24 protein-coding genes are annotated in these 25,413 nt (G+C 53.4%); 5 read left to right on the top strand and 19 right to left on the bottom strand.

Annotated features, from left to right (window positions below; translation table 11 throughout):
* Positions 1 to 80: 80 nt before the first annotated feature.
* The 3 genes from BLW59_RS11685 to BLW59_RS11675 all read left to right on the top strand — a co-directional run bounded on the left by BLW59_RS11685 (position 81) and on the right by BLW59_RS11675 (position 3,843).
* Positions 81 to 2,573 (top strand): cell division FtsA domain-containing protein, encoded by a 2,493-nt coding sequence (locus BLW59_RS11685; RefSeq protein WP_081348512.1) that lies wholly within the window; start codon positions 81 to 83, stop codon positions 2,571 to 2,573.
* Between the two features lie 335 nt (positions 2,574 to 2,908).
* A complete protein-coding gene (gene rpmF / locus BLW59_RS11680) occupies positions 2,909 to 3,088 on the top strand; it encodes a 50S ribosomal protein L32 (RefSeq protein ID WP_029541274.1) in 180 nt (59 codons plus the stop codon).
* 98 nt (positions 3,089 to 3,186) lie between these two features.
* Complete coding sequence (locus BLW59_RS11675) at positions 3,187 to 3,843, top strand: hypothetical protein (RefSeq protein ID WP_074697924.1); 657 nt, start codon at positions 3,187 to 3,189, stop codon at positions 3,841 to 3,843.
* Positions 3,844 to 3,925: 82 nt separating this feature from the next.
* Here BLW59_RS11675 and BLW59_RS11670 read toward each other — a convergent pair whose 3' ends face one another.
* From BLW59_RS11670 to BLW59_RS11580, 19 genes are all read right to left on the bottom strand, one after another.
* A complete protein-coding gene (locus BLW59_RS11670; RefSeq protein WP_074697923.1) occupies positions 3,926 to 4,312 on the bottom strand; it encodes a HEPN domain-containing protein in 387 nt (128 codons plus the stop codon).
* Positions 4,281 to 4,670 (bottom strand): nucleotidyltransferase domain-containing protein, encoded by a 390-nt coding sequence (locus BLW59_RS11665; RefSeq protein WP_074697922.1) that lies wholly within the window; start codon positions 4,668 to 4,670, stop codon positions 4,281 to 4,283. The genes BLW59_RS11670 and BLW59_RS11665 overlap by 32 nt, the downstream gene beginning before the upstream one ends.
* 392 nt (positions 4,671 to 5,062) lie before the next feature.
* Complete coding sequence (locus tag BLW59_RS11660) at positions 5,063 to 5,716, bottom strand: universal stress protein (protein ID WP_318258537.1); 654 nt, start codon at positions 5,714 to 5,716, stop codon at positions 5,063 to 5,065.
* A complete protein-coding gene (locus BLW59_RS11655; RefSeq protein WP_074697921.1) occupies positions 5,717 to 6,904 on the bottom strand; it encodes an ABC transporter permease in 1,188 nt (395 codons plus the stop codon).
* Entirely contained in the window at positions 6,885 to 7,997 is a 1,113-nt protein-coding gene (locus tag BLW59_RS11650; RefSeq protein WP_074697920.1) for an HlyD family secretion protein, read from the bottom strand. Before BLW59_RS11650 ends, BLW59_RS11655 begins: the two co-directional genes overlap by 20 nt.
* A gap of 69 nt (positions 7,998 to 8,066) precedes the next feature.
* Positions 8,067 to 8,549: a MarR family winged helix-turn-helix transcriptional regulator gene (locus BLW59_RS11645; protein WP_074697919.1), complete on the bottom strand. Its 483-nt coding sequence runs from the start codon at positions 8,547 to 8,549 to the stop codon at positions 8,067 to 8,069.
* A gap of 118 nt (positions 8,550 to 8,667) precedes the next feature.
* Positions 8,668 to 9,744: an ABC transporter substrate-binding protein gene (locus BLW59_RS11640; RefSeq protein ID WP_074697918.1), complete on the bottom strand. Its 1,077-nt coding sequence runs from the start codon at positions 9,742 to 9,744 to the stop codon at positions 8,668 to 8,670.
* Positions 9,741 to 10,544, bottom strand: coding sequence for an ABC transporter permease (locus BLW59_RS11635; protein ID WP_318253485.1), 804 nt, complete (start codon positions 10,542 to 10,544; stop codon positions 9,741 to 9,743). Before BLW59_RS11635 ends, BLW59_RS11640 begins: the two co-directional genes overlap by 4 nt.
* A complete protein-coding gene (locus tag BLW59_RS11630) occupies positions 10,541 to 11,386 on the bottom strand; it encodes an ABC transporter permease (RefSeq protein WP_074697917.1) in 846 nt (281 codons plus the stop codon). Before BLW59_RS11630 ends, BLW59_RS11635 begins: the two co-directional genes overlap by 4 nt.
* Complete coding sequence (locus BLW59_RS11625) at positions 11,379 to 12,449, bottom strand: ABC transporter ATP-binding protein (RefSeq protein ID WP_029541294.1); 1,071 nt, start codon at positions 12,447 to 12,449, stop codon at positions 11,379 to 11,381. Before BLW59_RS11625 ends, BLW59_RS11630 begins: the two co-directional genes overlap by 8 nt.
* A 550-nt stretch (positions 12,450 to 12,999) precedes the next feature.
* Positions 13,000 to 13,656, bottom strand: a complete 657-nt coding sequence (locus BLW59_RS11620; protein ID WP_074697916.1) for a potassium channel family protein — start codon at positions 13,654 to 13,656, stop codon at positions 13,000 to 13,002.
* 21 nt (positions 13,657 to 13,677) lie between these two features.
* Positions 13,678 to 15,087, bottom strand: coding sequence for a potassium transporter TrkG (locus tag BLW59_RS11615; RefSeq protein ID WP_081348509.1), 1,410 nt, complete (start codon positions 15,085 to 15,087; stop codon positions 13,678 to 13,680).
* A 66-nt stretch (positions 15,088 to 15,153) separates the two neighbouring features.
* A complete protein-coding gene (locus BLW59_RS11610; RefSeq protein ID WP_029541299.1) occupies positions 15,154 to 15,654 on the bottom strand; it encodes a hypothetical protein in 501 nt (166 codons plus the stop codon).
* A 32-nt stretch (positions 15,655 to 15,686) separates the two neighbouring features.
* Positions 15,687 to 17,132, bottom strand: a complete 1,446-nt coding sequence (uxaC, locus tag BLW59_RS11605) for a glucuronate isomerase (RefSeq protein WP_074697915.1) — start codon at positions 17,130 to 17,132, stop codon at positions 15,687 to 15,689.
* A gap of 185 nt (positions 17,133 to 17,317) precedes the next feature.
* Positions 17,318 to 18,736 (bottom strand): carbon starvation protein A, encoded by a 1,419-nt coding sequence (locus tag BLW59_RS11600; RefSeq protein ID WP_074697914.1) that lies wholly within the window; start codon positions 18,734 to 18,736, stop codon positions 17,318 to 17,320.
* Between the two features lie 108 nt (positions 18,737 to 18,844).
* Entirely contained in the window at positions 18,845 to 19,681 is an 837-nt protein-coding gene (locus BLW59_RS11595; protein ID WP_074697913.1) for a class I SAM-dependent methyltransferase, read from the bottom strand.
* A 135-nt stretch (positions 19,682 to 19,816) separates the two neighbouring features.
* The gene (locus BLW59_RS11590) at positions 19,817 to 21,190 is read right to left on the bottom strand and encodes a hypothetical protein (protein WP_074697912.1); all 1,374 of its coding nucleotides are present in this window, start codon (positions 21,188 to 21,190) and stop codon (positions 19,817 to 19,819) included.
* A gap of 10 nt (positions 21,191 to 21,200) precedes the next feature.
* Entirely contained in the window at positions 21,201 to 22,328 is a 1,128-nt protein-coding gene (locus BLW59_RS11585; RefSeq protein WP_074697911.1) for a metallophosphoesterase, read from the bottom strand.
* A 128-nt stretch (positions 22,329 to 22,456) separates the two neighbouring features.
* Positions 22,457 to 22,696 carry a hypothetical protein gene (locus tag BLW59_RS11580; protein ID WP_029541310.1) on the bottom strand — a complete coding sequence of 80 codons (240 nt, stop codon included), beginning with the start codon at positions 22,694 to 22,696 and terminating at the stop codon, positions 22,457 to 22,459.
* A 411-nt stretch (positions 22,697 to 23,107) separates the two neighbouring features.
* On the opposite strand from BLW59_RS11580, the gene BLW59_RS11575 reads away from it, so the two are divergent.
* Entirely contained in the window at positions 23,108 to 23,710 is a 603-nt protein-coding gene (locus tag BLW59_RS11575; RefSeq protein WP_175463419.1) for an AAA family ATPase, read from the top strand.
* 5 nt (positions 23,711 to 23,715) lie between these two features.
* Positions 23,716 to 25,170 carry a glycoside-pentoside-hexuronide (GPH):cation symporter gene (locus BLW59_RS11570; RefSeq protein WP_175463420.1) on the top strand — a complete coding sequence of 485 codons (1,455 nt, stop codon included), beginning with the start codon at positions 23,716 to 23,718 and terminating at the stop codon, positions 25,168 to 25,170.
* Positions 25,171 to 25,413: the final 243 nt, after the last annotated feature.

Below are 25,413 nucleotides of genomic sequence, written 5' to 3'. Positions count from 1 at the left end.
TTCTCGAAATAGTAGTCATATTCCTTCAAAATGTAGTAAGATACTTATGAAAAATATCAACATGAGTTGAGGAGACGCCTATGCCAAATATAAAAAGCCAAGCTGGAAATAACAAGGACACGGCTAAAATCAAGGAAAATGCCAAGGTGAAGGCCCCTGCCAAAAAGGCTTCTGCCAAAGCAGCCCCCTCCACTGAAGACAAAACCATAAAAGCAGAAAACCAGGCAGCGGCTGCAGAAAGCCCTGCCAAAGTCCCTGCCCCTCCGGCAGGATTCTCTCAGGAAGAGAAAGCGCCTGCAGAAATCGTGGAGCGCATCTTCGCCCTGGATATCGGCACCCGCAGTGTCATCGGCGTGGTGGCTGACCGGGACAAGGAGGGCAAACTGCACATCGTGGGCACCCACCGCCAGGAGCATATCACCCGGGCCATGCTGGACGGGCAGATACATGATGTGCCCCAGGTAGCTGCCATCATCGAGAAAGTCAAGGGCCCCCTGGACGAGAAATACGGTCCCCTGCGCACTGCCGCCGTGGCAGCCGCAGGCCGCGCCCTCTACACCATGACCGCCGAAGCAGAGATGGTAGTGAATGGCGTCATCTCCGCCCAGCTGCAACAGGATCTGGACTTTGCAGGCGTGCAGGCTGCCCAGAAGCTCCTGGCTGACAGCCAGACCCTTGAGGACCCCACCAGATACTACTGCGTGGGTTACAGCACCGTGCGCTACATCCTGGACGACATCCAGCTCAAGAGCCTCATCGGCCAGCGGGGCAAGAAGGCCAAGGCCGTGGTCATCGCCACCTTCCTGCCCCGCCAGGTCATTGACTCCATGCAGTCTGCCCTGCACGCCGTTTCCCTTGAAATGCGCGCCCTGACCCTGGAGCCTATCGCCGCCATCAACGTGCTGATACCGCCCACCATGCGCCATCTCAATCTGGTGCTGGTGGATATCGGCGCAGGCACCTCCGACGTGGCCATCACCAAGAACGGCTCCGTCACAGCCTACGGCATGGTGCCCCTGGCTGGCGATGAAATCACCGAGGCAATTTCCCAGAAGTTCCTGCTGGACTTCAACGTGGCAGAACACATCAAGAGACAGGCTGCCATAGGAGAGAATGTCACCTTCACAGATATCCTGGGCATGGAGTACAACCTCACCGCCGAAGAAGTCATCGAGCCCATCCTGCCCAACGTGGAGAATCTGGCCAATGCCATCACCAAGCAGATACTGGAGCTCAACAGCGAAGCTCCACAGGCAGTCATGCTGGTGGGTGGCGGCTCCCTCACTCCTCATCTGCAGGAATATGTGGCATCAGCTTTGGATATGCCCATCAGCCGCGTGGCAGTGCGCCATCCCGACAAGGTAGTGGACATGGAGGGCCTGCCGGAAGAACTGCAGAAACCCGATGCGGTGACCCCCCTGGGCATCCTGCAGATTGCTTCCCAGAACACCCTGCACTTCCTGACGGTCTATGTGAACAATGAGGAATACAGCCTCTTCAACTTCCGCGACCTCACCATCACCGATGCCCTGCTGAACGCCGGCATCAGCCTGAAGAAATACAACGGCCGTCCCGGCCTGGGCCTCATGGTAAGCCTGGGAGGAGAGCGCAAATCCTTCCCCGGTACCATGGGCAGCCTGGCCAAGGTCACGCTGGACGGAGAAGACGCAACGCTGGACACCATCATCCACGATGGCAGCCGCATAGGCATCGTCCCTGGCAAGGATGGCTTCACCCCGGAAATCTATCTGGGGGATCTCGTCACCAGCGGCCAGGAATACACTGTCTACATTAACGGCAGGGAAAACCACCTGCGCCAGAAAGTCACGGTCAACGGCGAGGAATCCGCTCCTGACCGCCAACTGAAAGACGGTGACGTCATCGAGAACCGGGAGTTCAAGAGCCTGGGAGAGGCCCTGCAGGCCGCAGGCTACCCACCCCAGGGACGCCGCATCAGCTATAAGCTGAACGGCACCGAGAGCGTCTACACCTGTGCCCCGGAAATCCTGCTGGAGGATGCCCCCGCCACCATTTCCCAGCCCATCCATGAGGGAGACCACATCGACTACATCCCCCATGATGAGCCAAAACTGGGCGATGTGCTGAAACTCAAGGACACAGACACCGCCATCACCATCTACTATGAAGGAAATGAATGCAAAATCCCCTGCGGCAGCCTGGAACTGACAGTGAACGGCCGCAAAGCCAGCACCGGCACCATCCTGGATGATGGCTGCGATGTACGCTTCCAGCGCTCCGCCAAGGCCTCCGTCACCGTCAGCGATGCACTGCTGGCCGTGAACTTCAATCCCCCCTCTGCCACCAGCCGGGTGAGCTTCACCATCCTGGTGAACGGTCAGCCCGTAGACTTCACCGACCCGGTGAAGAACGGCGACACCTTGGAAGTGAAGATTGCCCCCCTGGGAGACGGCATCCATCCCCCCACCTCCGGCCTGGACAGGGACAATCCCCACCTGACGGACAAAGGCACCACCGCCCCCAAGCTCTCATCACTGAACGCCGGCCTGCCTGAGCGCAAGGTAACCATCGAAGACTTCATCCGCCACGACTGATATATAAGCAAGTTCGGGGCACAGGCATAGCATAAGCGTAACGTTCGGGATTTTTCCAAGGATCTTAGTGAATCAAGCCCTTAGGGGCGCAGATGAACTTAGATTCCTTGGTAAAATACCGAGTGGAGCGTTGCTATGCCTGTGACCCGAACGCCTTAGCACTGCCCCGTAAACGCCTTAGCACTGCCCCATAAATTTTTCTTGCAATACTGGCCAAAAACGGTTATAATTGCTTCATGTGTCGAAAACTGTAACCGAGAAATATTCCATTCAGCATCAACCAAATTGTCTGTGGAGAATTTCCGGTATTGCATCAAACCGGAGGTGAACCAAAAATGGCAGTTCCAAAGAGAAAAATGTCCAAGGCCCGCCGCGACAGCCGCCGTGCCAACTGGAAGCTGGAGGCCCCTGGCTTCGTGTCCTGCCCTCAGTGCCACGAGCCCAAGCTCCCCCATCATGTCTGCACCGAGTGCGGCTACTACGATGGCAAGGAAGTAATCCAGGCCGCTGAGTAAGCAAAGTCAAAGACCCGTCGGATTATCTGCCGGGTCTTTTTCATTTGTCTTCCCCGCGCTGCAGTTCTCATCTCACATACCGCGAAAGGATGATTTGCATGTTCAAAAAAATCTTTATGCTTCTGGCAGCTGTCATCATGTGCTGCAATGTTCCCGCTGCAGAAGCCGCCATTGACCTCAGCACCCTTAATGCCAAGACTACTAATATCTCCGTGGTGTTGGACACCCCGGCAGGCTACGCTGCAGAACCTGAAAGAGTCTACACTTCCATCAAGGAATCCCTGGACAAAATCTTTCCCAACAAGTCCATCTACAAAATCCAGCCCATCGAAGACAACGAAGCATATGTGCAGGTTTACCGCGAAGAACACTGTCAGGCTGCCAGTGTTGACGATGGATACACCGCAGGCAATGGCATGCGCGATCTCACCCTCAAGAAAAACGACCTGGCAACCCTGAATGACCACTTCGGCTCCGATTATCTGGTCTACATCCGCATCACCAACAGCGTCCCCCAGATCAAAGTGGACTGGTTCTCCGCCGGACAGCAGGTCAATGTCACCATGGACTTCCGCATCTGGTCCAAATCCAAGAATGACTTCATCTACATGAAGCGCGCCATGACCACCGGCAAATCCACCTCTTACTACGCAGGCATGGGCGACTCCGGCCACGCCATAGAAAAGGGCATCAAGAAAGGCCTGGCTGAGGTAGAGAAAGAAGCCAGCAAAATCAGGATGGCTATGACGGAATAACCTCAGAGCATAAATATATTGCACACACCAAAAAGCGGCCGTATGAGCAGTACGGCCGCTTTTTTGCTGTGTGCAATATACCTTAAACTTCCTTTTCCCACCTGCTGATAACATCATATGCCTTCTTCAATGTATCTATCCTGATAGAAAAGCCCACATCGTACCTGCTACCAGCCTCCCAATCGCTTATCTGCACACTATGTTCCCGAATATAATCAGGAACATGAATCCGAATTCCCCCAGATTCCGCGTATAGTATCAAACGATCTAAATTATGCGTATACATCTGACTATTATTCACATCAGAAACACTTTTGTATATCTGAATTTTTATCAGCTTCTCTGCAGCCTGTTGGAGATGGTACGCTGCAATATTCTTGATATCACGAATCCCCTTATCTTGAAAATATTCTATGGCCTGCCTTGCTGCCACCAGGTCAGCTCTGATAATGCCTTTTGTCAACAGCATTTCCCCGCCTCCTGTACAGCTCAATACCTTTATTAATATCATTCATAATAGCATCCTTGTATATCTTCTTATCCTCAAAATACAGAACATCATAATCCTGGTTCAGGTCATAATTAAATAGCCTTCCACGAAAGTCTTTAAACTCTTTTGAGTTAAGATATGCCACCTTGGACATGTCACCAAACACAGCAATATCAATATCAGATTTTTCTGTACATCTTTCTTCTAATGCAGAACCGAACAGCATCACCCTGCTGATACTGGGACACTTTTCGATTTGGTCACAAATATTCCGAATATGGTTCAGCTTAATCTCTGCAACACATCTTCCTTCTTTCAAAGGTACCAGCTTGCACATAAACCTCACCCCCAATGGCAAAATGAACATCGGAACCACGACTTTTTACTATATTTTATAATTTTCTCTCCCCAAAAACAACACTGACACCAAAAAACGGCCGTATGAGCAGTACGGCCGCTTTTTGGCTGTGTATTGTATTTAGGAGAGCTTAGTAACCTTCAAGAAATAACCTGATGCTCTGCTTGTCTAAATCTGCCATAGCTGCGTTATCGTCGCTCGGCATAGCTCGCTATGCCTCGTTCCTCTGCCTTGCTATGACAAATTTACCCTGCGCACATCTATCACGTTATTTCTTTCAGGTTCCTTAACGAAAGCCTGTATTTATAGTACAGTAAATGATATTCATTGTCAATACTTTATTGAAAACTTTTCTCAAATATTTTCAAACACTACTCCTTCCCCTTATTCACCCGGAAATTATCCTCATCATCCCAATCATCGGGCATCCCCTTGACCAGCAGTACAGGGCACTCCACGTGCTGCATGACGTAGTTTGACACGCTACCTACCAAGAGACTGCGTATAGTGCCGAAGCCGCGGCAGCCCATGACAATGAGGTCGCTTTCCTCTTCCTCCGCCACGTCCGCTATGCACTCCCCGGGGTCGCCTATTTCCACTCTGGTGTGAGCCTGAACCTCAGGGGGAATAACGTGCATCAGGTCGGCCAGGAACTGGAAGGCTGCCACTTTCAGCTCAGCGGGAATATAGCCGGAGAGACTCACCTGCTCAAAGGCGGAGATATTGCGGTTCAAATCCACCGCCATCATCACCGTCAGCTCCGCCCCCGTGGCTTTGGCCATCTCTATGGCCTGATGCACAGCCTTGAAGGCCTGGCCAGAACCATCCGTGGGCACAAGAATTCGCTTGCACTCTATATTCCGCTCCTGCTTGGGACGGTTCTTTATTTCCTCTATCAAATCCATGGTATCCATTTCTGCTATATCTTTTTCTGTCATGACGCTTCCATCCTTTCTGCCACTGCTAATATCTATGTAATAATTATCCATCAAAGTCAAAAAGTCCTGCTGTACGCAGGACTTCATTCACTTTGCCTCTATCTCTGCCGCCAGTTTCTGCAACTTCTGCTCATGCTCCCCTTCATGGGCCAGTCGCTTCCCTGCCGCCTTTTTGGCGCTGTAGAACCTCCAGCAGAACAGCATGATCACAGCAGCCATATAGAGCATGAAGGCCCCAATCTCCTGAGTGATGTCCAGCAGTCCCGCTCCCCGGGAAATGATATCCCTGGTGAAGTGGAACTCCCAAGTCAGAGGAAACACATGGCTGATAGTCACTACCCAGTCCTGGAAGGAAGTCACCGGCCCCGTGGGGCCGCCCAAGATGAAACCTCCGGGAATGAAGAGTATCATGCGGGAGGAAGCGATGCCCGGGTTGGCTGCCGACCAGCCAAACAGCAGGCTCAGCATGCCGATGACCATGACTACGAAAATTTCCAGGAAAAGGAAACTTGCGAGATGCCCGGAAAAATTCAGGTCACCCCAAAGGCGCAGCACCGCCAGCCCCACCACCCAGGAAACCACCAGGCAGCCTCCATAGGGCAAGAGCCGCTGGATAAGATCCCAAGGGTTCCCCTCCATAAGGGTCCTGTCCAGCTGCCCCGTCAGCCGCAGGCGGGGTATCATGCCGATGGTGGCGAAGGTGAAGAACATGGCGCCGAAGAAAAACAGGAAGTTCATGGTGGTGGCATTGCTGGTGGATTCCTGGGGGTTGAACAGTATCCTGTCTGCCAGGCTCAGGCTCCCCATCAGCGTGTCATTGGTGCTGCCTGTATCTCCCATGGCCACGGCATTATCCATGCCGACAATCTCATTCAGCGCCACCTTGATATTGGATGTAGTGGCTGGATTGGTGGTATCGTAGAACACACCGATATTAGTCTCCACTCCCGTATAGCGGTCCTTTTCCAGCCCCTGGGGGAAATACACCACCGCGTATGCCTGATCCCGGTACATGAGTTCCTTGGGGTCCACGGGGGTATTCAGCACTGCCGTGACCTGCATGTACTCTGACGCGTCAATCCTGTTGGTCAAATCCCGACTATAGGCAGAATTATCCAGGTCAATGACCACCACTTCCACATCTTTGCCGAAGTTGCCGGACAGCAGTACCGACAGCACCACGGAAATGACCATGGCCACCATGATGCACACCTTTTCATAGGGCATGCCCTGCCCGGAGAACAGGAACTTTATCTCATCTCTTAGTGAATTCACTGTCTTTCACCCCAATGGTCATCCCCGGGATAATGCCCTCCTGGGGGTCGATGTAAATGCGCACCTGGAAAGCCGTGAGGTCGGACTGGCCCTTTTCACGTGACTGCTTGAGGTCAGCAAAGCCGGGAGCCTTGGTGAGCAGGCGCACGGTGCCAGTGACCTTCTTCTCTCCGGCCACGGATTCTCCTGTCACCGCATCTCCCTCGGCCAGATGCTGGGCCTGCTCCTCGCTGATGTAGATATCATAGTAGCTGCGGCTGCTTTCCAGCAGCACCACAGGGGTGGAGGGAGAAATCATCTCCCCTTCCTTGGCCAGGACCTTCAGAATCTTGCCATCCTCAGGAGCTCGGAGCACCAGGCGTTCCTTGGATACCATGAGTTCCTTCAGCTGAACTTCCAGCTGGGCCTTCTGCTGGCGCAGGGCCTCGATGTCATTGGCCATGTTGGCAGCAGAATCCCGCTCGTTGGCAATGGTGGGCAGGCTCAGGCTGTCAGTGCTGCCCGTGTCCACTGCTCCCCCCAGGAGGCTCTGCAGGACCTGCTGCTGCTGGGCTACAGCTTCTTGAGCCACCTGCAGGTTCATGGTTGCATCGTCCAGCTGGGCCCTGGCCACGGCTCCCGCCTGCACCAAAGCCGCAGTGCGGTTGTAATTGATTTCTGCGTTCTTCAGAGTTGCCTGGGCGCTGGAAACTGCCGCCTTCTGCTGGTCGATCTGGCGGAAGCTCTGGGTCTCGGCAGTATTGGCCCGGTTGAAGTTGATGCCCATGGTACCGGAGGTGGAGTTTATCTGGGCCTCCATCTGGGCAATCTGGGCCTTGAGTTTTTCAATGGCCAGGTCCGTGTCTGTGGGGTCAAGCTCCATGATGATGTCCCCCTTCTTCACCATGTCCCCTTCCTTGACACCTTCCCTGATGAGGCGCCCGCTGACAGAGTCAAAGGACATCTTCACCTGCTCGGCAGTGAGGATGCCCTCCTTCTTGCTCATGCCCTGGACAATGGCATCATTGCCCGTATACATCAGGGCCACGCCCCCGATAATCAGCAGCAGGATAAAGACTATGCCCACCCGCTTGGCTTTTTCATTGCTGTTCATTCTCTCTTCTCCTTATTTAATTAGAATGCTAACTATCTTCCCGTACAAAGGCCTCGCGGCCCTTTCCTGTCAATCCGTCAGCTTGTGCAGCAGCCTGATGACTTCCTTCTGCTCCTCCTCGCTGAGCTTTTCCATCAGCTTGGAAACCCTCAGATAATGCGGCGGCAAAATCTCCTGCATGAAATCATTGCCTGCGCGGGTGAGCTTCACCTTCTTGCTGCGGGCATCTGCCTTGTCAGCTTTCACCGCCACCAGCCCATCCCGCTCCATGCGCTGGAGCATGCTGCTGATGGTGGCCCGGGTCACCCCTACCTTCTCCGCCAGCACCGAAGGGGCAATGCCCTCCCCGTGTTGGTGCAGCACCACCAGCACGCAGAACTTTCCTTCGGAAAGATGGTACTCGCTCTGCAGGATATCCAGGATTCCCTGCTGGATTTCCTCCGCCGCCTGCTTGATGCGCAGCATGGCGATGACCGCCGAGGGATTTATCTCCTCCACCAGTTCCCTGTGCTTCTGCAGCTCTTCCCAGGTAGGTATCATTTCCCGCTTCACATGCTCACTTCCTCACTTGCCAGAATTAGTTAGTTTGCTAACTATCATGATGCAAGTATAAAATAATCCCGCCTCAAAGTCAAGGCGGGATTTATAAGTCATGTTAAATTGATTGCGTCTACGACACCTTAACCTGCAGCCACAGCTTGGTATATATCTTGTCCAGTTCCTCCCCCAGGTAGCTGTAGGATTCCTGTCCTTTGTAGACTTCCTCGGGAGGGAAAGCTATCTCTGCCTTGTCCTCCAGTTCATCCTCCACCAGCTCCCGCACAGCAATATTGGGAGTGGAGTAGCCCAGCCGACGGAAATTATCCGCGGCTATATCCGGACGGCACATGAAGTCGATGAATTTATGGGCATTTTCTACGTGGCGAGCGTTCCTGGGAATCACCCAGCCATCAATCCAGACATTGGTGCCCTCCTTGGGAGCGGGCTGGAATTTCAGGTCAGGGTTAGCCTCCATAAGGTTGATGGCCTCACCGGAGAAGATGACCCCCAGAGCCGCCTCACCGGAGCTCAGCTTGTCACGTATATCGTCCACGCCATAAGCCTGCACCAGAGGTTTCTGGTCTATGAGCATATCCCTTGCCTTTACGAGATTAGCCTCGCTCATGGTATTCATGGATTTGCCCATCAGCTTGAGGGGAATCATGATGGCATCCCGGGCAGAATCCTGCATGAGGATATTATCCCTGTATTTCTCATTCCAGAGAATGGCCCAGCTGTCCACAGGCTCATCCACCAGGCTGGTGTTGTACATGATTCCCACGGTACCCCAGCAATAAGGCACTGTGTACTTGCCTTCCCAGTCAAAAGCCTTGGACTGGTCGAAGAAATCCTTGCCAATGTATTTCCTGGCATTGGGCAGCTTCCCGAAATCCAGGGGCTGCAGCAGCTCATTGTGTATCAGCTTGTTGATCATGTAGTCCGAAGGGCACAGGATATCATAGGCCTCTGCTCCCTCGGCGATGCGGGGATACATGCTCTCGTTGGTGTCGTATTCGTCCAGCACCACATGTATGCCCGTCTCCTCTTCAAACTGCTCCAGCACCTCCTCACTGAGATAATCCCCCCAGCTGTAGACGTAGAGGATATCTTCCCCCTCTTCCTCCTCCTGGGCAAACATATCGCAACCAGCCAGGGCAAATGACATAAGGAGAAGCAACATGGTCAAAAGATAGCGCAGATGCTTCATGCGGCTTCCTCCTCTCTGCCAGCTTCGCGGTAACGACGGATGACCTTGTAGTTCAGCATCAGGAGGGCTGCAAAGACCAGCACGCCGCAGAAGAACAAGGTAGAAAGGGCATACATCTCAGGGTGTACCCCCAGCTTCAATTCTGCATAGATTTCCGTAGTCAGGGTCTCGATGCCTGCCCCCTTGGTGAAGTAAGTGACGATGAAATCATCGGCACTCATGGCAAAGGACAGGAGGAAGGCCGCCACGATGCCCGGCACCAGCTCCGGCAGGATCACCTTGCGGAAAGCCGTCACCGGCGGCGCTCCCAGGTCCCTGGCCGCCTCATAGCACACATCGTCCATTGAAAGCACTTGGGGCAGGATGCAGAGCATGGCATAGGGCAGGCTGATGACGATATGGGCCAGCAGGATAGTATCATAGCCCAGCCTGAGCCCCAGCCCCAAAAACAGCAGCATCAGGGAAATGCCCGTGACGATATCCGCATTCAAAAGGGGCACGTTGGCAATGCCTCTGAAAAGCATCCTGCCCCTGAGGCCCATCTGCCTCATGCCCAGAGCCGTGACCAAAGCCAGCAAAGTGGCAAGGATAGCGGAGGTCACGCCAATGGTCAGGGTATTGGTGAAAGCCGCAATGATTTCTTCATTCTCAATGAGACGCTCATACCACTGCCAGGTAAAGCCCGTCCACTGGCCCCGGTAACGGCTGGCATTGAAGGACTGGGCAATCAGCACCAGGATAGGCGCATAAAGAAAGAGCACAATGGCTCCCAGATAACCGTTCTTCAGTTTCTCCATCATGACCTCCCCTTCTTTCCCTGTTCCCCGCTGTCGGTGAAGGCCTCCAGCAGGATGTTGAGGATAATGAAGACCATGAGCACCATGGAGAGAGCGCTGCCCAACTGCCAGTCATAGGCAGCCGTGAACTCCTGCTCGATGATGTTGCCCACCAGCAGCACCTTGTTGCCGCCCAGGAGGGCGCTGATGACGAAAGTGGTGAGGGCGGGAATGAAGACCATAGTGGAGCCACTGACAATCCCCGGCAGGGACAGGGGCAGGAGCACATGGCGCAGTGTCTGGAGAGGCCCTGCCCCCAAATCCCTTGCCGCCTCGATGATGCTGGAATCTATGCGGCTGATGCTCACATAGAGGGGCAGCACCATATAGGGCAGGAAATTATACACCATGCCGATGATGATGGCAGCAGAAGTATTGATGAGGTGCACCTCAGGCAGCCCCAGATAAGCCAAAAACATATTGATAAGGCCGTGCTTCTCCATGATGGTCTGCCAGGCCATGGTGGTAAGCAGTGAGTTCATCCACAGGGGCAGGAGGAAAAGCAGGAACACCAAAAGCCCCCGGCTCTCTTTCTTCTCCCTCAGGATAAGGCAGAGAGGATAAGCCAGCAAAAGGCAGATAAAGGTGCTGACGAGAGCAAGTTCCACAGAAAGGCCCAGAGCCTTCAGGTACTCGCTTTGCAGCACCGTAGAGATATTTTCCAGGGTAAAATTGCCAGCCCCGTTTGTCAGCCCCGTAAAGAGCACGAAAAACAAGGGCAGCACAATAAAGAGCACCGCCCAGAGGGCGAAGGGCAGAGCCAGGAAGCGGTGGGTGGCAAGCTTGGCCGCAATGCGCTCATTCATCGCTCACAGCCTCCTCATCCTCAGACGCAGGCTTGGCCATGATCTGGATATTGGCAGGGGCCAGGCGGATGCCCACCTCGCTGCCCTGCTCATGGCCCGTGATGGTCTGCACCAGCCACTCAAAGCCGCCGGCCTCGATGGTGATATCGTAGACAGTGCCCTTGAAAACCACCTGGCGGATGTTGCCGTTGAACTGGCCTTCCCCCGGGGCGCAGATTTGGATATCCTCCGGGCGGATCTGCACATCTACCGGCACGTTCTCCCCGAAGCCCGTATTGATGCAGGGAATGTCCCTGCCCAAGAGATGCACCAGCTTGTCCCGCACCATGATGCCATCGATGATGTTGCTGTCGCCGATGAAGTCTGCCACAAAGGCATTCTCCGGCTCATTATACACATTCTCCGGGGTGCCGATCTGCTGGATCCAGCCCTGGTTCATGACCACTACCGTATCGGACATGGAAAGGGCTTCCTCCTGGTCATGGGTGACAAAGACGAAGGTGATGCCCAGCTCGCGCTTGATTTTCACCAGCTCGCGCTGCATGTTCTGCCTGAGCTTCAGGTCAAGAGCAGAAAGAGGCTCGTCCAGCAATAGGACTTTCGGCTCGTTGACGATAGCCCGGGCGATGGCAATGCGCTGCTGCTGTCCCCCGGACATCTGGGTGACCCGGGCATGTTCATAGCCGTCCAGATTCACCAGCTTCAAAGCGTATTTTATTTTATCCTTGATGTAGCTTGAGCTCTTGCCCTTCAGCTTCAGGCCGAAGGCGATGTTCTCCGCCACATCCATGTGGGAAAAGAGGGAATACTTCTGGAAAACAGTATTCACCTGGCGCTTCTCCGGCTGCAGGTTCGTGATATCCTGGCCGTCAAACCAGATTTTCCCGCTGTCAGGCATCTCAAAGCCGCCAATCAGACGCAGGATAGTCGTCTTGCCGCAGCCCGAAGGCCCCAAAAGTGTCAGGAATTCATTTTCATGGATAGTCAGATCCAGGTCCTCCAGAATCTGCCGGCCATCAAAGGCCTTGTTGACGCGCTCAAGGCGCAAAAGCTCTTTCGCCATTTATCGACCCTTTCCTTCTTGCAAAATAACAATGCTTAACCATGTTATGATACCACAAAACTACTTGAAAAACGATAGCTTTCAGCCTTGCTTTGAGATTCTTTTCAGAAAGCATTTTCAGGCAATGAAATAACCGCCCAGGCTTTCTCGTCACCTCAGGCGGTTACCATACGCAGTCATTATTCACTTCACTCATCTTGCAATTGCCCTATGGCCTAACTAGCCCATCGGACTCCCCTCCCGATTAGATTTGCATGTCGGCTGCCACTTGAGGTGGAACACCTCACCTCTTTGGGCTTGATTCAATGATACTTCATCGGCGGGCAAAAGTCAAGGGAATTTTTCGAACTTTCAATGTATTATGTATGCAGGAAGGCTCACCGTAGGAACTGGAACGAAATAAATTATGCAGATTGCGTAGGATAAATTTTTGCTGTCAAGGCTGAGGAGTGAGGCGTAGCGGGCTACGCCGAACGACGAAAACGCAGACAGCGGAAATTTAGACAAGCAAGATGTTTAATTTATTTCGTGATAGTTCCTCACTGCCTGCTCATAAATCACGCTCAAACTCTGCCAAAGATTGCTCAGTACCGATGATGAAGAGATTATCTCCTTCGGCAAAGCAATAGGAGGGAGCAGGGGCGACCATGGTCTCTGACCCATGGCGTATGGCGATGACCACGATATTGTAGCGCCCCCGCAGGTCTGACTCGATGAGGCTTTTACCCACCAGGGACTCCGGCACGATGATGCTGATGATCTTGACGCTGCCCGCCAGATCGATATAGTCCACCGCATTCTTGCTCACCAGATGCATGACCGTGCGGCGTGCCATATCGCGCTCCGAAAAGACCACCTGGGTAGCTCCCAGCCTGCGGGCCATTTCTGCATGGCGCTCATCAATGGCCTTCACCACGATTTCGGGAACCCCCCTCTCCTTGCAGAGCATAGTAGCCATAAGGCTGGCTTCCAGATTTTTCAAGGCAATGATCACTGCATCGAAATTGCCTATGCCCACCTGGTCAAGCCCCCTGGCATCACGGATGTCAAAACTCACCACCTGGGACAAAATGCCCGTCAGGCTCTCTGTCAGGTTCACATCCATATCCACCCCCAGGACCTCAGCCCCCATCTCTTCCAAAGTCCTGGCAGCGCTGAGGCCAAAGCGGCCCAGTCCCAATACAGCAAACTGCTTCCTGCTTCCCATAATTTCAGCACTTCCTTCAATCTAGCCCAGCATAATCTCTTCCTTCGGATACTTGACGATGGACTGCCTCTGCTGTATCAGGGACAGCAGGAAGGTCATGATGCCCACCCTGCCCAGCAGCATGGTCAGGCACAGCAGAACCTTGCCCCATTCATCCCACTCCGACGTAATGCCAATGCCCATGCCCACGGTGCCAAAGGCAGAAACTGTCTCAAAAATCACCCTCCCCAGGTCATTTGTTTCTCCGTCAACCACTGCCAGCAGGATTACCATGGTCACTACCCAGAGGGTGCCCACAGTGAAAATAGCAAAGGCCTGGTTCCGCGCTCTGGTGCTGATAGTCCTGCCAAAGACAGTGACCTCGTTCTCACCGCGGAAAATCGCCCATACGGAGCGCAGCAGGACAAAGATGGTGGTGCACTTGATGCCGCCCCCAGTAGACAGGGGCGATGCCCCAATGAACATGAGGATGATCATGGCAAACTTGGTGACCTGGGTGGACGCAGCGATATCAAAACTGTTGAACCCCGCCGTGCGGCAAGAAACTGACATAAAGGCAGAATTGGCCAGCTGCTCTGCCAGGGGCATGCCCACCAATACGCCGTCATAGCGGCTTTCCACCCCGAAGATAAGCAAGGTGCCTCCAACAATCAGGACGCTGTTGACAGCCAGCACTATCTTGGTATGCAGGGAAAACCTGTGCCATTTCCTGCGGTGCATGACATCATGCATGACCGTGAAGCCAATGCCTCCCAGGATAATGGACAAGCCAATACCCGTCAGCAGGAAAATATCATCCTGCCGCTTGCACAGGCTGTCATAATTCCCAAAGAGGTCAAACCCGGCATTGCAGAAGGCAGAAACCGCATGAAAGATGCCATAGCCTATGGCATCGAAGCCAAACTCCGGGATAAAATGCACCGTCAATAGCAGGGCAAAGAACCCCTCCACTGCCAGTGTATACTTTATCATGCGTCGTATCAGCTCAAAAAGCCCCGACCGGCCGCTCTGGCCCAGTGACTCCTGCAAGGTCAGGCTTTCCCTCAGGCGGAAACGGTAGCCCATGGCATGGACGGCCATGGTGCCCAGTGTCATGATTCCCAGGCCTCCCACCTGTATCAGCATGATCATCACGCATTTGCCAAAGAAACTCAGGTCATTTTTCACATCCACCACCGTCAATCCCGTGACGCAGGAGGCAGAGGTGGACACAAAAAGGGCATCAATGAAGGGCAGGCTCGTCTCCCTGGCAGAGCTTATGGGCAGCATAAGCAAAATGGTGCCTATGCCAATCATCAATACAAAACTGAGCAAGATAGTCTGGGTTGGTTTCAGGCGGAATTCCTGCTGGGCCTTGACCCCGGTTACTTTTTGCAGGGGACGGAAGACCGCAAGTCCCTCCAGATCCCTGTCCATCTTTTCCTCATCCAAAGGCCATCCCTCCCCTCTTTAGGAAACAAGCCTTCCCTGACACAGGAAGGCTTGCAAAATCTGTTCTTACTTCTTTTTCTTCTCTGCCTTGTCATCCTTGGCCCAGACAAAGGCCATGACATCGCCGTAGACTGCCTCCAGATGTTTCACCAGGATGGAGAGCATGAGCTGCACCATCTGACTGTCAAAGCTCTCATCCACAAAGGGCAGGCAGATATCAAGATAGACATTGCCATCCTCACGCAGATAGTATTTGAAGATCTTGAATTCCCTGTTCAGATCATTGAGATAGGTTTTGAGCTTGTCAGCCTGGGCATCCTCAATGCCCGTGACAATCTGGGTGCGGATGATGGTGAAGACGCTCTTGTCGATGATGATGACCATGGGCAGCATCTGTCCCCGCACCTCGATACGGGAACGGAAGAGCACCGTCTCATACTCATCTTCCAGTGATTCCGTGCTAAAGACGTTGATGTTGTTGTCCACCAGGAAGGACTGGAATTTCAAGGCCTTCTCGTTGGACTCCACCCCTTTGACATCTTTTTCTTCGCTGCTTTTCTTTGGCATATAAATTGCTCCTTTCTATTGCTGCAAACTACTCAGACCCTGAAGCCAAAGTAGCGCAGAGCGTTGGCATAACAGACATCCCTGACCATGAGTCCCAGCCTCCCCGTATCTGCCAGGTATTCTCCATTCTCCACCATATTTCCTATGAAATTGCAGAGGATGCGGCGGTAATACTCATGTCTGGACAGAGAGAAAGGTGTGCGGGCATCTGCCAGCATGCCGATGTCCTCTCCCAGTAGAGACAGGGAACTGACAGTGATAAGCTGACGCTCCAGACCCCGCTTGGCATCATTGAACCAGCAGGCCGTGCCTTGCTGCAAGCGCCCCCTGATTCCCTCCCCTTCCTGGTTCTCCACGCTTTCCTGGAAGGCTCCCAGAATAGAACCAATCACTGCCTGGTCGGCAGGATTGAGGGAGTATATGACCATGCGGGGCAAGGTGCAGCGCTCATCAAGGGCATTCAGGAAGTTTGCCAGCACCTGGGCGCAGGAGAAGTCCCCCATGCCATCACAGCCGGCTTCAATGCCCAGCTTTTCCGTCATTCTGGAGTTGACGCTGCGGAGAGCAGAAAAGCGTATCTGCATGACCCAGCCGCGCTTGGTGCATTCTTTGGCCAGGAACATGAGCATGGCTGTCTTATACTGCTCTGCTTTGTGGTAATCGGGGTTGCCTCGTTCTCCCAAAGTCCTGCCCACGATATCATCAAGCTCATACTCTTCGGCAGGAGCATAGTACATGTGATCAAGCACGATATCAGCTGCCCGGCAGCCCAGTTTCTCAAAGTAGTTGATGCGCTTCTTGAGAATATCACGGATATCCTGCATGGTAGCCACATCTTCAGCCTCGACCTCCGCAGACACAGCCAACTCATGCCGTATATAATTGCACCACTGTGGATGGTCTATGCGCAATACATAGTCAAGCCGCATAGTGGGCAGTATCTGCATAGAGCAGTCAGGATCTTCGGCCAGTTTCTTGTGCCAGCGCAAATCCTCCGTGGGGTCATTGGTGGTGCAAAGCACCTCCACCCCGGCCTGGGTCAGGAGTCCCCGCACAGAATATCCTGGTCCGGAGAATTTCTCATTGCACATATCCCAGACTTTTTTGGCAGTCTCAGCAGAAAGCAGCCCCTGGAAGCCAAAGAATTTCTTCAGCTCCATGTGCGACCAATGAAAGACCGGGTTTCCCGCAGCCCTGGGCAGGATTTCCGCAAACTTCAGGAAGCGCTCATAGGGATCTGTATCCTTGCCCGTGATGTACCTCTCCTCGATGCCAGCAGTACGCATGAGGCGCCACTTGTATGGGTCCGTGTCAATCCACGCCTCGGTGAGATTGTTGTACTGCCTGTCCTCAGCAATATCCCTGGCGGACAGATGGCTGTGATAATCCACTATGGGCAAAGGCTCCGCATATCTATGATAGAGAGATTTGGCCGTTTCCGTCTGCAGCAGGAAATCCTTGTCCATAAAGCTGCGCATAATGATCCCCCCTAATATTCTTAAAAAATCCGGCCACTTCCGTACGAAAATGGCCGGATAAAATAGCCCCAATAATTCAAACCTCAGCCCATGGATGGGCGTTCAGCGGCCTTCCGATTTTACGGACGAAATCGAGGCCGCAGTTTCTTTGGTTACTTTCTTTGCACCAAAGAAAGTAACCGCCGCTACTTTTTCATCAGTGTTGACTTAGCAAACAAGAACACGCATACCACTGCAAACACGATACCTATCGGATAGGTGATGGAGCTTGCCAGCTGGAAGCCCTCAGGTGCCTGCAGGATGTAGGTGCTGGTCACCGCTGCCATGAAAGTAGCGGGAATAGCAGGTATCAGATATGCCTTGCTGCCGGGCTTCGTGCGGTAGAGATACACGGCGCCGGTCCAGAGGACGATCATGGCGAGGGTCTGGTTGGTCCAGGAGAAATAACGCCAGATAATGTTGAAGTCCATCTGGGAGAGGATGCCGCCGATAGCCAGGATAGGCACAGCCAGCATCAGGCGCTTGGCAGGGAATTTCTGCTCCATGCCAATCCAGTCAGCCAAGGTAAGGCGGGCGCTGCGGAAAGCCGTATCACCAGAGGTAATGGGGCAGGCAATGACACCCAGCATGGCGAGAGTTGCCCCCAGGCCAGTGCCCATGAAGCCCACGCAGATATCATATACCACGGTGCCGGCGCCGCCAGCCTTCATGGCTGCAGCCAGCCCCCCGGTGCTCTCATAGAAGGTAATGCCGGCCGTAGCCCAGATCAGGGCAATGATGCCCTCAGCCACCATGGCGCCGTAGAACACAGGACGCCCCAGACGCTCATCCTTCAGGCAGCGGGACATGATAGGAGACTGGGTAGAATGGAAACCTGAAATAGCGCCGCAGGCCACAGTGATGAACATCAGCGGCCAGATGGGCATTTTTTCTGCTCCCAGTGGATGCAGGTTTTCCAGAGTCAGTTCCGGCATATGATGACCGCCCACACCCAAAAGCATAGCTGCCATAATGCCCAGCGCCATGACGATAAGGCAGGCGCCGAACAAAGGATAGAAACGGGCGATGATCTTGTCCACCGGCAAAAGGGTGGCCAGGAAGTAATAGAGGAACACACAAGGCAGCACATAGGTCACGGCCACGCCAGTGAGCTTGGACAGCAAGCCCGCCGGGCCCGTTGCGAACACTGTACCTACCAATACCAGCAGCACCACAGCGAAGACGCGCATGATCATCAGCATGGTGCTACCCATGTGATGTCCTACCACCTCGGAAATGCTCTTGCCATCCTCACGCAAAGAAATCATACCTGAAAGGTAGTCATGGACGCCGCCGGCAAAAATGGTACCGAACACAATCCAAAGATAAACACTGGGCCCCCACATAGCACCGCCCAGGGCACCGAAGATAGGGCCAAGGCCTGCGATGTTCAGGAGCTGAATCATGAAGACTTTCCAGGTGGGCAGGGGGATGTAGTCAACCCCGTCATTATGCACCACAGCAGGAGTAGGCTTGTCCGTGGGACCGAAGAAGGTATCCACGATCTTGCCGTAAATGAAAAAACCAAGTATCAGTGCCAGTAGAGCTACCAAAAAAGTTACCATACAATACACCCCATTCTATTGGTTCCCATAATATCCCAAATATACCTGATCCTCTTAATGTCCGCCTCCCCTCCGGATTATGAAATTTTACTGGGTTCTATCTCTATATTATAGATTATTTAAAAAATTCCTGCTTGACAGGAAAGAAAAAACTTTTTTTTGGTGAGCGCAGGCTTCTCCTATGAAATCTTCCAGGTAGTCCGGGAAAATCTGCTCCTTCCTGCACAGCTCCTGCAATTCCCTAAAACTTGCTTCCAAATCAATATCATACTCCAGCCTGTGCAGCAGGAACGCCAGCCTCCGGCGCAGTTCCGGGCTGTAAAGGCTCTTGAGATTCGCCACGGCAGCAGTGGAGCGGCAGACCCTCACCAGCCAGACCGAAGTGGCCAGGTCACGGCTGAAGTCATCAAAGCCCAGTTCTGCCCAGGCCTGCTCGTCTTCCTCCCCACCGTCCTGCTCCCCCGGGGCAAAGACAACCTCCTTGAACAAGGTATCATCCATCAACCGCACCACCTCCGCCTTGGCCCAGAGGTGCTCCGCCCGATAATTGAACTCACCCTGCCGCAAAGCTTCCAAGACGCCTTGATAGCGCACATTATAGAACCGGGTGAAAAGTTCCCCCGTACCCTTCACCAGCTTGCCCAGAGCCATCAGTTCCAGGTAAGGTTCGTAGCAGGTGGTCAACGCCTCTTCCGCCAGCACATAGTCAAAGGCTTCCTCCGGAAAAGGAAGCTGCTCCTTACGGTGATCCAGAACGTGCCAGTCAACGCCCAGACCTTGCAAAGGCGGCAGCTCCGGCACCTCCTCCATGCGGGTTACGGCAGTTATCCGGGCATAGGGGCAGAGCTTGCGCAACTTCGGCAACAGGCGGGAAGTGTCGACTGTCAAAATATCAACTTTTTGCCTAATTCCTCCTGCGGGGAGGAATTCCAATACGTCCCTCATATAGTTAACCTCTCAAATAGCAGACAAACTGAACTTACAGGCCTTACCTGCCCCGTGAAACGGGGAAGGGGGACCGTCGAAGACGGTGGAAGGGGCGAAGATAACGTTACTGCTTCGATTCCCCCTTCCGTCAGCCTACGGCTGCCACCTCCCCCGCAAGCGGTGGAGGTATGATAACTCATCAGCCAGCTTTCTAACATATGTGCTGACATCCAGCAACGATGAATCAACAATTTCTTCAAACAGTCTTTCCTGCTCCTGCCGCAATTTCACGGCATCGCCACCAAGCTCCAACGCCTTCCCCACATACTCTTCCACGCTGCCAGCAATCCACTCTTCCCTGCCGGCCGCCTTAAGTATCGAAGCCCCAAACCTTGCCCCATAGCTGCAACCTCTTAGCGTAATCACCGGCACCCCGAAATACAGGGCCAGGGCCGTCATAAAGCCTCCGGGATAGGGAAAGGTATCCAACACTATATCAATCTCTTCGTAAATTTGCCAATAACTGAGGCTGCCCCCTTGCAATTTCACACGCTCCATGGGCAGCCCCAGGTCTTCCGCTCTTCTCCTGAGCCGTTCCAACCTTTCCGACTGGGGCAATACGTCCTTGATAATCAACCGGCTGTCCGGCAGCTCCTGCAAGATCCGCCCCCAGGCTCGCAACGCCCCATCTGTCACCTTCAGCACATTCTGCACCACGCCAAAGGTCACTGGCCTCTGCGCCCTTCTGGCCAGCAGTCCCTCCCGGAAATTTCTCATGGCCTCAGTGGGCTGGAAAGCCACAGCCTGAGGCAGGCGGAAGATAGGCTCCGTGAATTGCGCCTCCTCTCCGCCAGGCACCAGCACTTCATCAGCCAGCAAGCCATCAACCATACCTTCAGGCAAGCCCAAGGTATCGAAGTAACCCAGCCCAGAAAGCTGTATCGGTGCAGGTTTCTTCGCCATAAGCATCAGGGTCTGTCCGCCTTCGCTATGGCCCCCCAGGTCAAAGAGTATGTCTATTTCCTGATTGCGAATAGCCCAGGCTCCTTCCTCAAGGGATTGACCATACAGGCAGAAGTAATGCTCCCCCTGCGTATCAAGCTGCTCCTTCAGATATGAGGTGAAGCTGTCCTCCTCTTCCTCAATAGCAAAAGCAAAAACTTCAAACTGTTCCCTGTCCAATCCCAGCAGCAACGGCTCGGCAAAACGCATGACTGAACTCTCTACAAATCGGGGCGCCAGAAAACCTATACGGATTCTCTTGTGTTGATAGTTCGAAGCAGCCGGCAAAGCTTCTTCCTCACTATACAGCTCCCCATAGGCCAGATGAGCCGCCCGCAAATCCTCCGCCCCTATTTCCTCCAGATAGTGCAGGGCAAAGAGATAGCCCGAGTAATGCTGCCGCTGGCTGCGCAGGTACTTGTCATGGACAGCTGCCTGATAGAGGGCCGCCGCCACTCCCTCGGCATCCCCTGCCAGGCTGAACTCTTCCGCCTTTTCCTCATAATAATGGGCATCACGTTCCATAGCCGCCCTCCTACTTTGCTAGCAAAGTGAAAGTCACAATCTCCGGCGGGCACCCTATGCGGCAGGGGAACCAGCTGCCGTTGCCCGAGTGGACATAACCATAGCTGTCCCCTGTCTTCACCAGCCCCCGATTATAGCGGAAGAAAGGAAAGATGGGCTTGCCCAGGATGCCGAACTGACCGCCGTGGGTGTGTCCTGTCAGGGTCAGGGCCACACCGGACGCTGCCCCGTCGTCTATGCACTCAGGATGATGCCCCAACAGCACCGTGGTCACTCCCTCAGGCACATTGGCCATGGCCTGACGGTGCATTTCCCGTCTGTCCTTCTCAAAATGGTCCCTGCGCATGGGATAGTCCACCCCCGCCAGCCACAATTCCCTGCCTGGCACCTGGCGGGCCTCGTTTTCCAGCACATTGATGCGGGTGCCGGACAGATAGCTCTTGATCTGTCCCACGCCCCGAAAGTGCTCATGGTTGCCAAAGACAAAGTAAATGCCATCGGGGAAAGCAGGTACAAAGCTGTCCAGCAGCTTCACTGCTTCCGCGTTGATCCTTTCATCATCAAAGAGATCTCCCGTCACCGCCAGCAGGTCTGCTCCCTGGCTCTCTGCCTGCTGCAGCAGCCTGGCAAAGTCTTCCAGATTGAAGAATTCTCCCAGATGCACATCACTGAGCTGCAAGATGCGGTAGCCTGAGGGTGCCGTCAGCCCTTTCACGGGAATCTCCACCTCCCGGAGCACCTGATGGCGGCTTTCCACCAGTCCCCCGTAGGCAGAAAGACCACCAGCCAGCAGAGGATATAAGAAAGACTTTTTCATGAGTTCCCGCCGCCTGGAGTCAAAGGGCACCCTATGCACCCGCCGCAAGAGGAACCTGATAAGCCAGGCCGCCGTCACCAGCATGTTGAAGATGGACTGGACCACCAGCAGCAGCACCATAGCCCAAATCAGATATTTGCCCACATCATGGTAATTGGGCTGATGGCGCAGAATAAACCATACGAGCCCCATATCCAGCGCGCCAAAGCAAAGGCAGGCCAGCCACAGCCGCCAGCCTCTCCACAGGCGCCGTGCCGACCAGGCAGACCAGAGCAGCTGCACCACGGCAAAGACCAATACCATCACAAAAAATGTCCCCATAACGGATTCCTCCACTAATTGCACTATCTGTCGTAAATATTCTGCATTTCCTTCCTGTTAACCTTTGCAAGAGGATAAAAAAAAGACCGGCGAACCGGTCTTCGAGTATGCCGCAATAAATGATTCCTTTAAGCCAGGCCGCGCAGGTGCGCGTTTTCTGCCTGATTCTCCCGATAATACCAGCGGGTAGATTTGCCAATAGCACAGCGAACGGCATCAAGCTCTCCTGCTAGGGCCAGCTTCTTGAGTGAAGCCACGTCAAAGCCGCTGACGGACAGGTAGCTTGCTGATAGGAAACCTCCTCGTTTCAACATCTTGCGATAACTTGCGCTGTCACGACGGTCCATTTCAATGTTCTTGATTGCCATACCGAATCCCCCCACAGTATGTTTTTCAAAACTTGCTGAGATGCTACTTCGCGGCGCTTTTATTATATCATAAATCTGTAACTGTGTACAGATGTCAAATATTTATCTTAATTGAAAAAGAGAGAAAATTTTATTTATACTATATATAGGGTTATTATTACGATGGAGCTATATACTTAGGAATATGCTGAAATATTTATCAGAATTTATTTTCTTTTCGAAGCATATTGCATATCGGAAGAAATCGTGTATAATAAGAGTAAAGAAATCGTTTACTGTACTAAACACGAATGATTTCCACGAAAATATATTTTCACTGTACACAATCTCTAAGCCTGTCCATTCGGGAAAGATTTTCCCTTTTATTTTAGGACAGGAATGAAAACGTTTACGAAAGTAGGAGGTATCATCATGAAGGAGAATCTAGTGCTCACCATCAGCCGCCAGTATGGCGCCGGTGGACGGGAGCTGGCGCAGATACTGGCGGACAAGCTCGGCGTGAAGCTATATGACAGGCAGATTGTCCATATCGCCGCCGCCAAGCTGGGCATCAACGACCTCAGCGAAGAGGAACTGCTGCAGATGGAGAACCAGGTGAAGCCCCTTTCCATGAGCTTCATTCCCTTCCATTCCTTCGGCACCCACATGGGAGAAAGCTCCCATGGCATGTTCCTGTCCGAGTCTTCCGCCATCAAGAAGCTGGCCAAGGACGGCTCCTGCGTGATTCTGGGCCGCTGCGGCGACTATGTGCTGCGCAATGACCCCAATAATTTCTCCATCTTTGTCTGCGCCGATGATGAGTACCGCGAGAAGCGCGGCCAGGAGGTCTACGAGGGCAAGAGCCTCAAGGAGCTGGACAAGGAAAACGAGAAGCGCGCCCGCTACTACGACTACTATACAGGCCGCACCTGGGGTGACGGCGCCAACTACGACCTGGTGGTAAACACCAGCCGTGAGCCTCTGGATAAAATCGCCGATGCGATTCTTGCCTACATTGAAAGGGTGAAAAACTGATGAGCATGGAAAATACCGCAGTTTTGGAGGAATCTACCGTGAACGAGAAGACAAGCAACTTCTGGCCCCGCGTGGCTTATGCCTGCGGCACCTTTGGCCACGATGTTTTTTACGCCATGCTGGGCACCTACTTCATGATCTTTGTCACCAGCAATCTTTTCCATTCTGACAATCCCAGCCGTGATGCCTATATGATCGGCATTGTCACCACCATTATCCTGGTGCTGCGCATTGGTGAGCTCTTCATTGATCCCTTCATCGGCAACATCATTGACAAAACAGAAACAAGATGGGGCAAATTTAAGCCTTGGGTTATCGTAGGCGCTTTCGTGGCAGCCCTGACCCTGGCTTTCCTCTTCACTGACATGGGCGGCCTGGCTGTCAGCTCCCCCATCACCTACCTTGTCCTCTTTGCCATCATCTACTTTGTCATGGATGTGTTCTATTCCGCCAAGGACGTGGCTATCTGGTCTATGATCCCCGCCATTTCCTTTGATTCCCACGAGCGTGAAGTCACCGCTACCTTTGCCCGTATCGGCTCTGTGTTCGGCGGCCAGCTGGTGACCATCATGGTCATCCCCGTGGTCATGTACTTCTCCCATGATGCCAACGGCGGCGCAGGCGATCCCACCGGCTGGTTTGCCTTTGCCTGCATCGGCGGCGGCATTGCCACTCTGGGCGCCATCATCCTCGGCCTCTTCACCAAAGAGCAGAAATCCACTCTCCGTGAGAACAAGACCCAGACTTCCTTCAAAGATGTCTTCAAAATCCTCCTGAAGAATGACCAGCTTCTCTGGGTAGCTATCGCTTACCTGGTCTTTGGCCTGGGCCAGAACCTTATCAACAACTTCAACCTCTACTACTTCACTTATGTTATCGGTGATAATTCTGAATTCTCCATTTTGGGTGTCATCAATGTAGTCATCGGCCTGGCTGCTGTGGCCCTCTTCCCCATTCTCACCACCAAATTCAGCCGCCGCAAGCTGTTCTTTGCCTCCATTGTTGTAATGCTGGCAGGCATCGTCTGCTACGCCCTCTCCGGCAAGAACGTCAGCATGGCACTGCTGGGTGCCGGCATCTTCAGCCTGCCCCAGCCCCTGATCTTCCTGGTAGTGCTCATGACCATCACGGATACTGTTGAGTACGGCCAGCTGAAGCTGGGCCACCGTGATGAAGCCCTGGTGCTCTGCGTGCGCCCCCTCATTGACAAGCTCGCCGGCGCCATCACCAGCGGCGTCGTAGGCCTCACCGCTGTATGGGTCGGCATGACCGCCGGCGCCACGGCTGACAGCATCACTACTGAGGGCCTCGCCAACTTCCAGCTGGTAATGTTCGCAGCTCCCCTGGTACTGATTGCAGCAGCTGCTTTCATCTACAGAGCCAAAGTTACCCTTACCGAAAAAGAACATGCCCGCATCGTCCGCGAACTCGAAGAGAAATGGGACGAGATGAGCAAGTAATTCTCTTGGAAAAGTCTTCCTTAATTGGGAGGCTTTTTTATTTTCCCATAGCAGGATATTTTGCATCTATGTGGAAATATTCTCATAATGTATAACTCGGAAGAAGATGTCCTCCACCTCTATAGTTTTTGGGGTGGCTAATGTCATAACAAGCAACGAGCATATATCTCTCGCCTCGTTGAAAGGCTAATTGGAAGATTTTGCCTGCGGCAAAATTTGAACAATGGCCTTATGAAAAAATCT

Source organism: Selenomonas sp. KH1T6 (genome assembly GCF_900108415.1).
GTDB classification, from domain to species: Bacteria; Bacillota; Negativicutes; order Selenomonadales; family Selenomonadaceae; genus Selenomonas_B; species Selenomonas_B ruminantium_A.
Note: the sequence above shows the minus strand (reverse complement) of the source record. Positions and strands in the feature narration are given on the sequence as shown.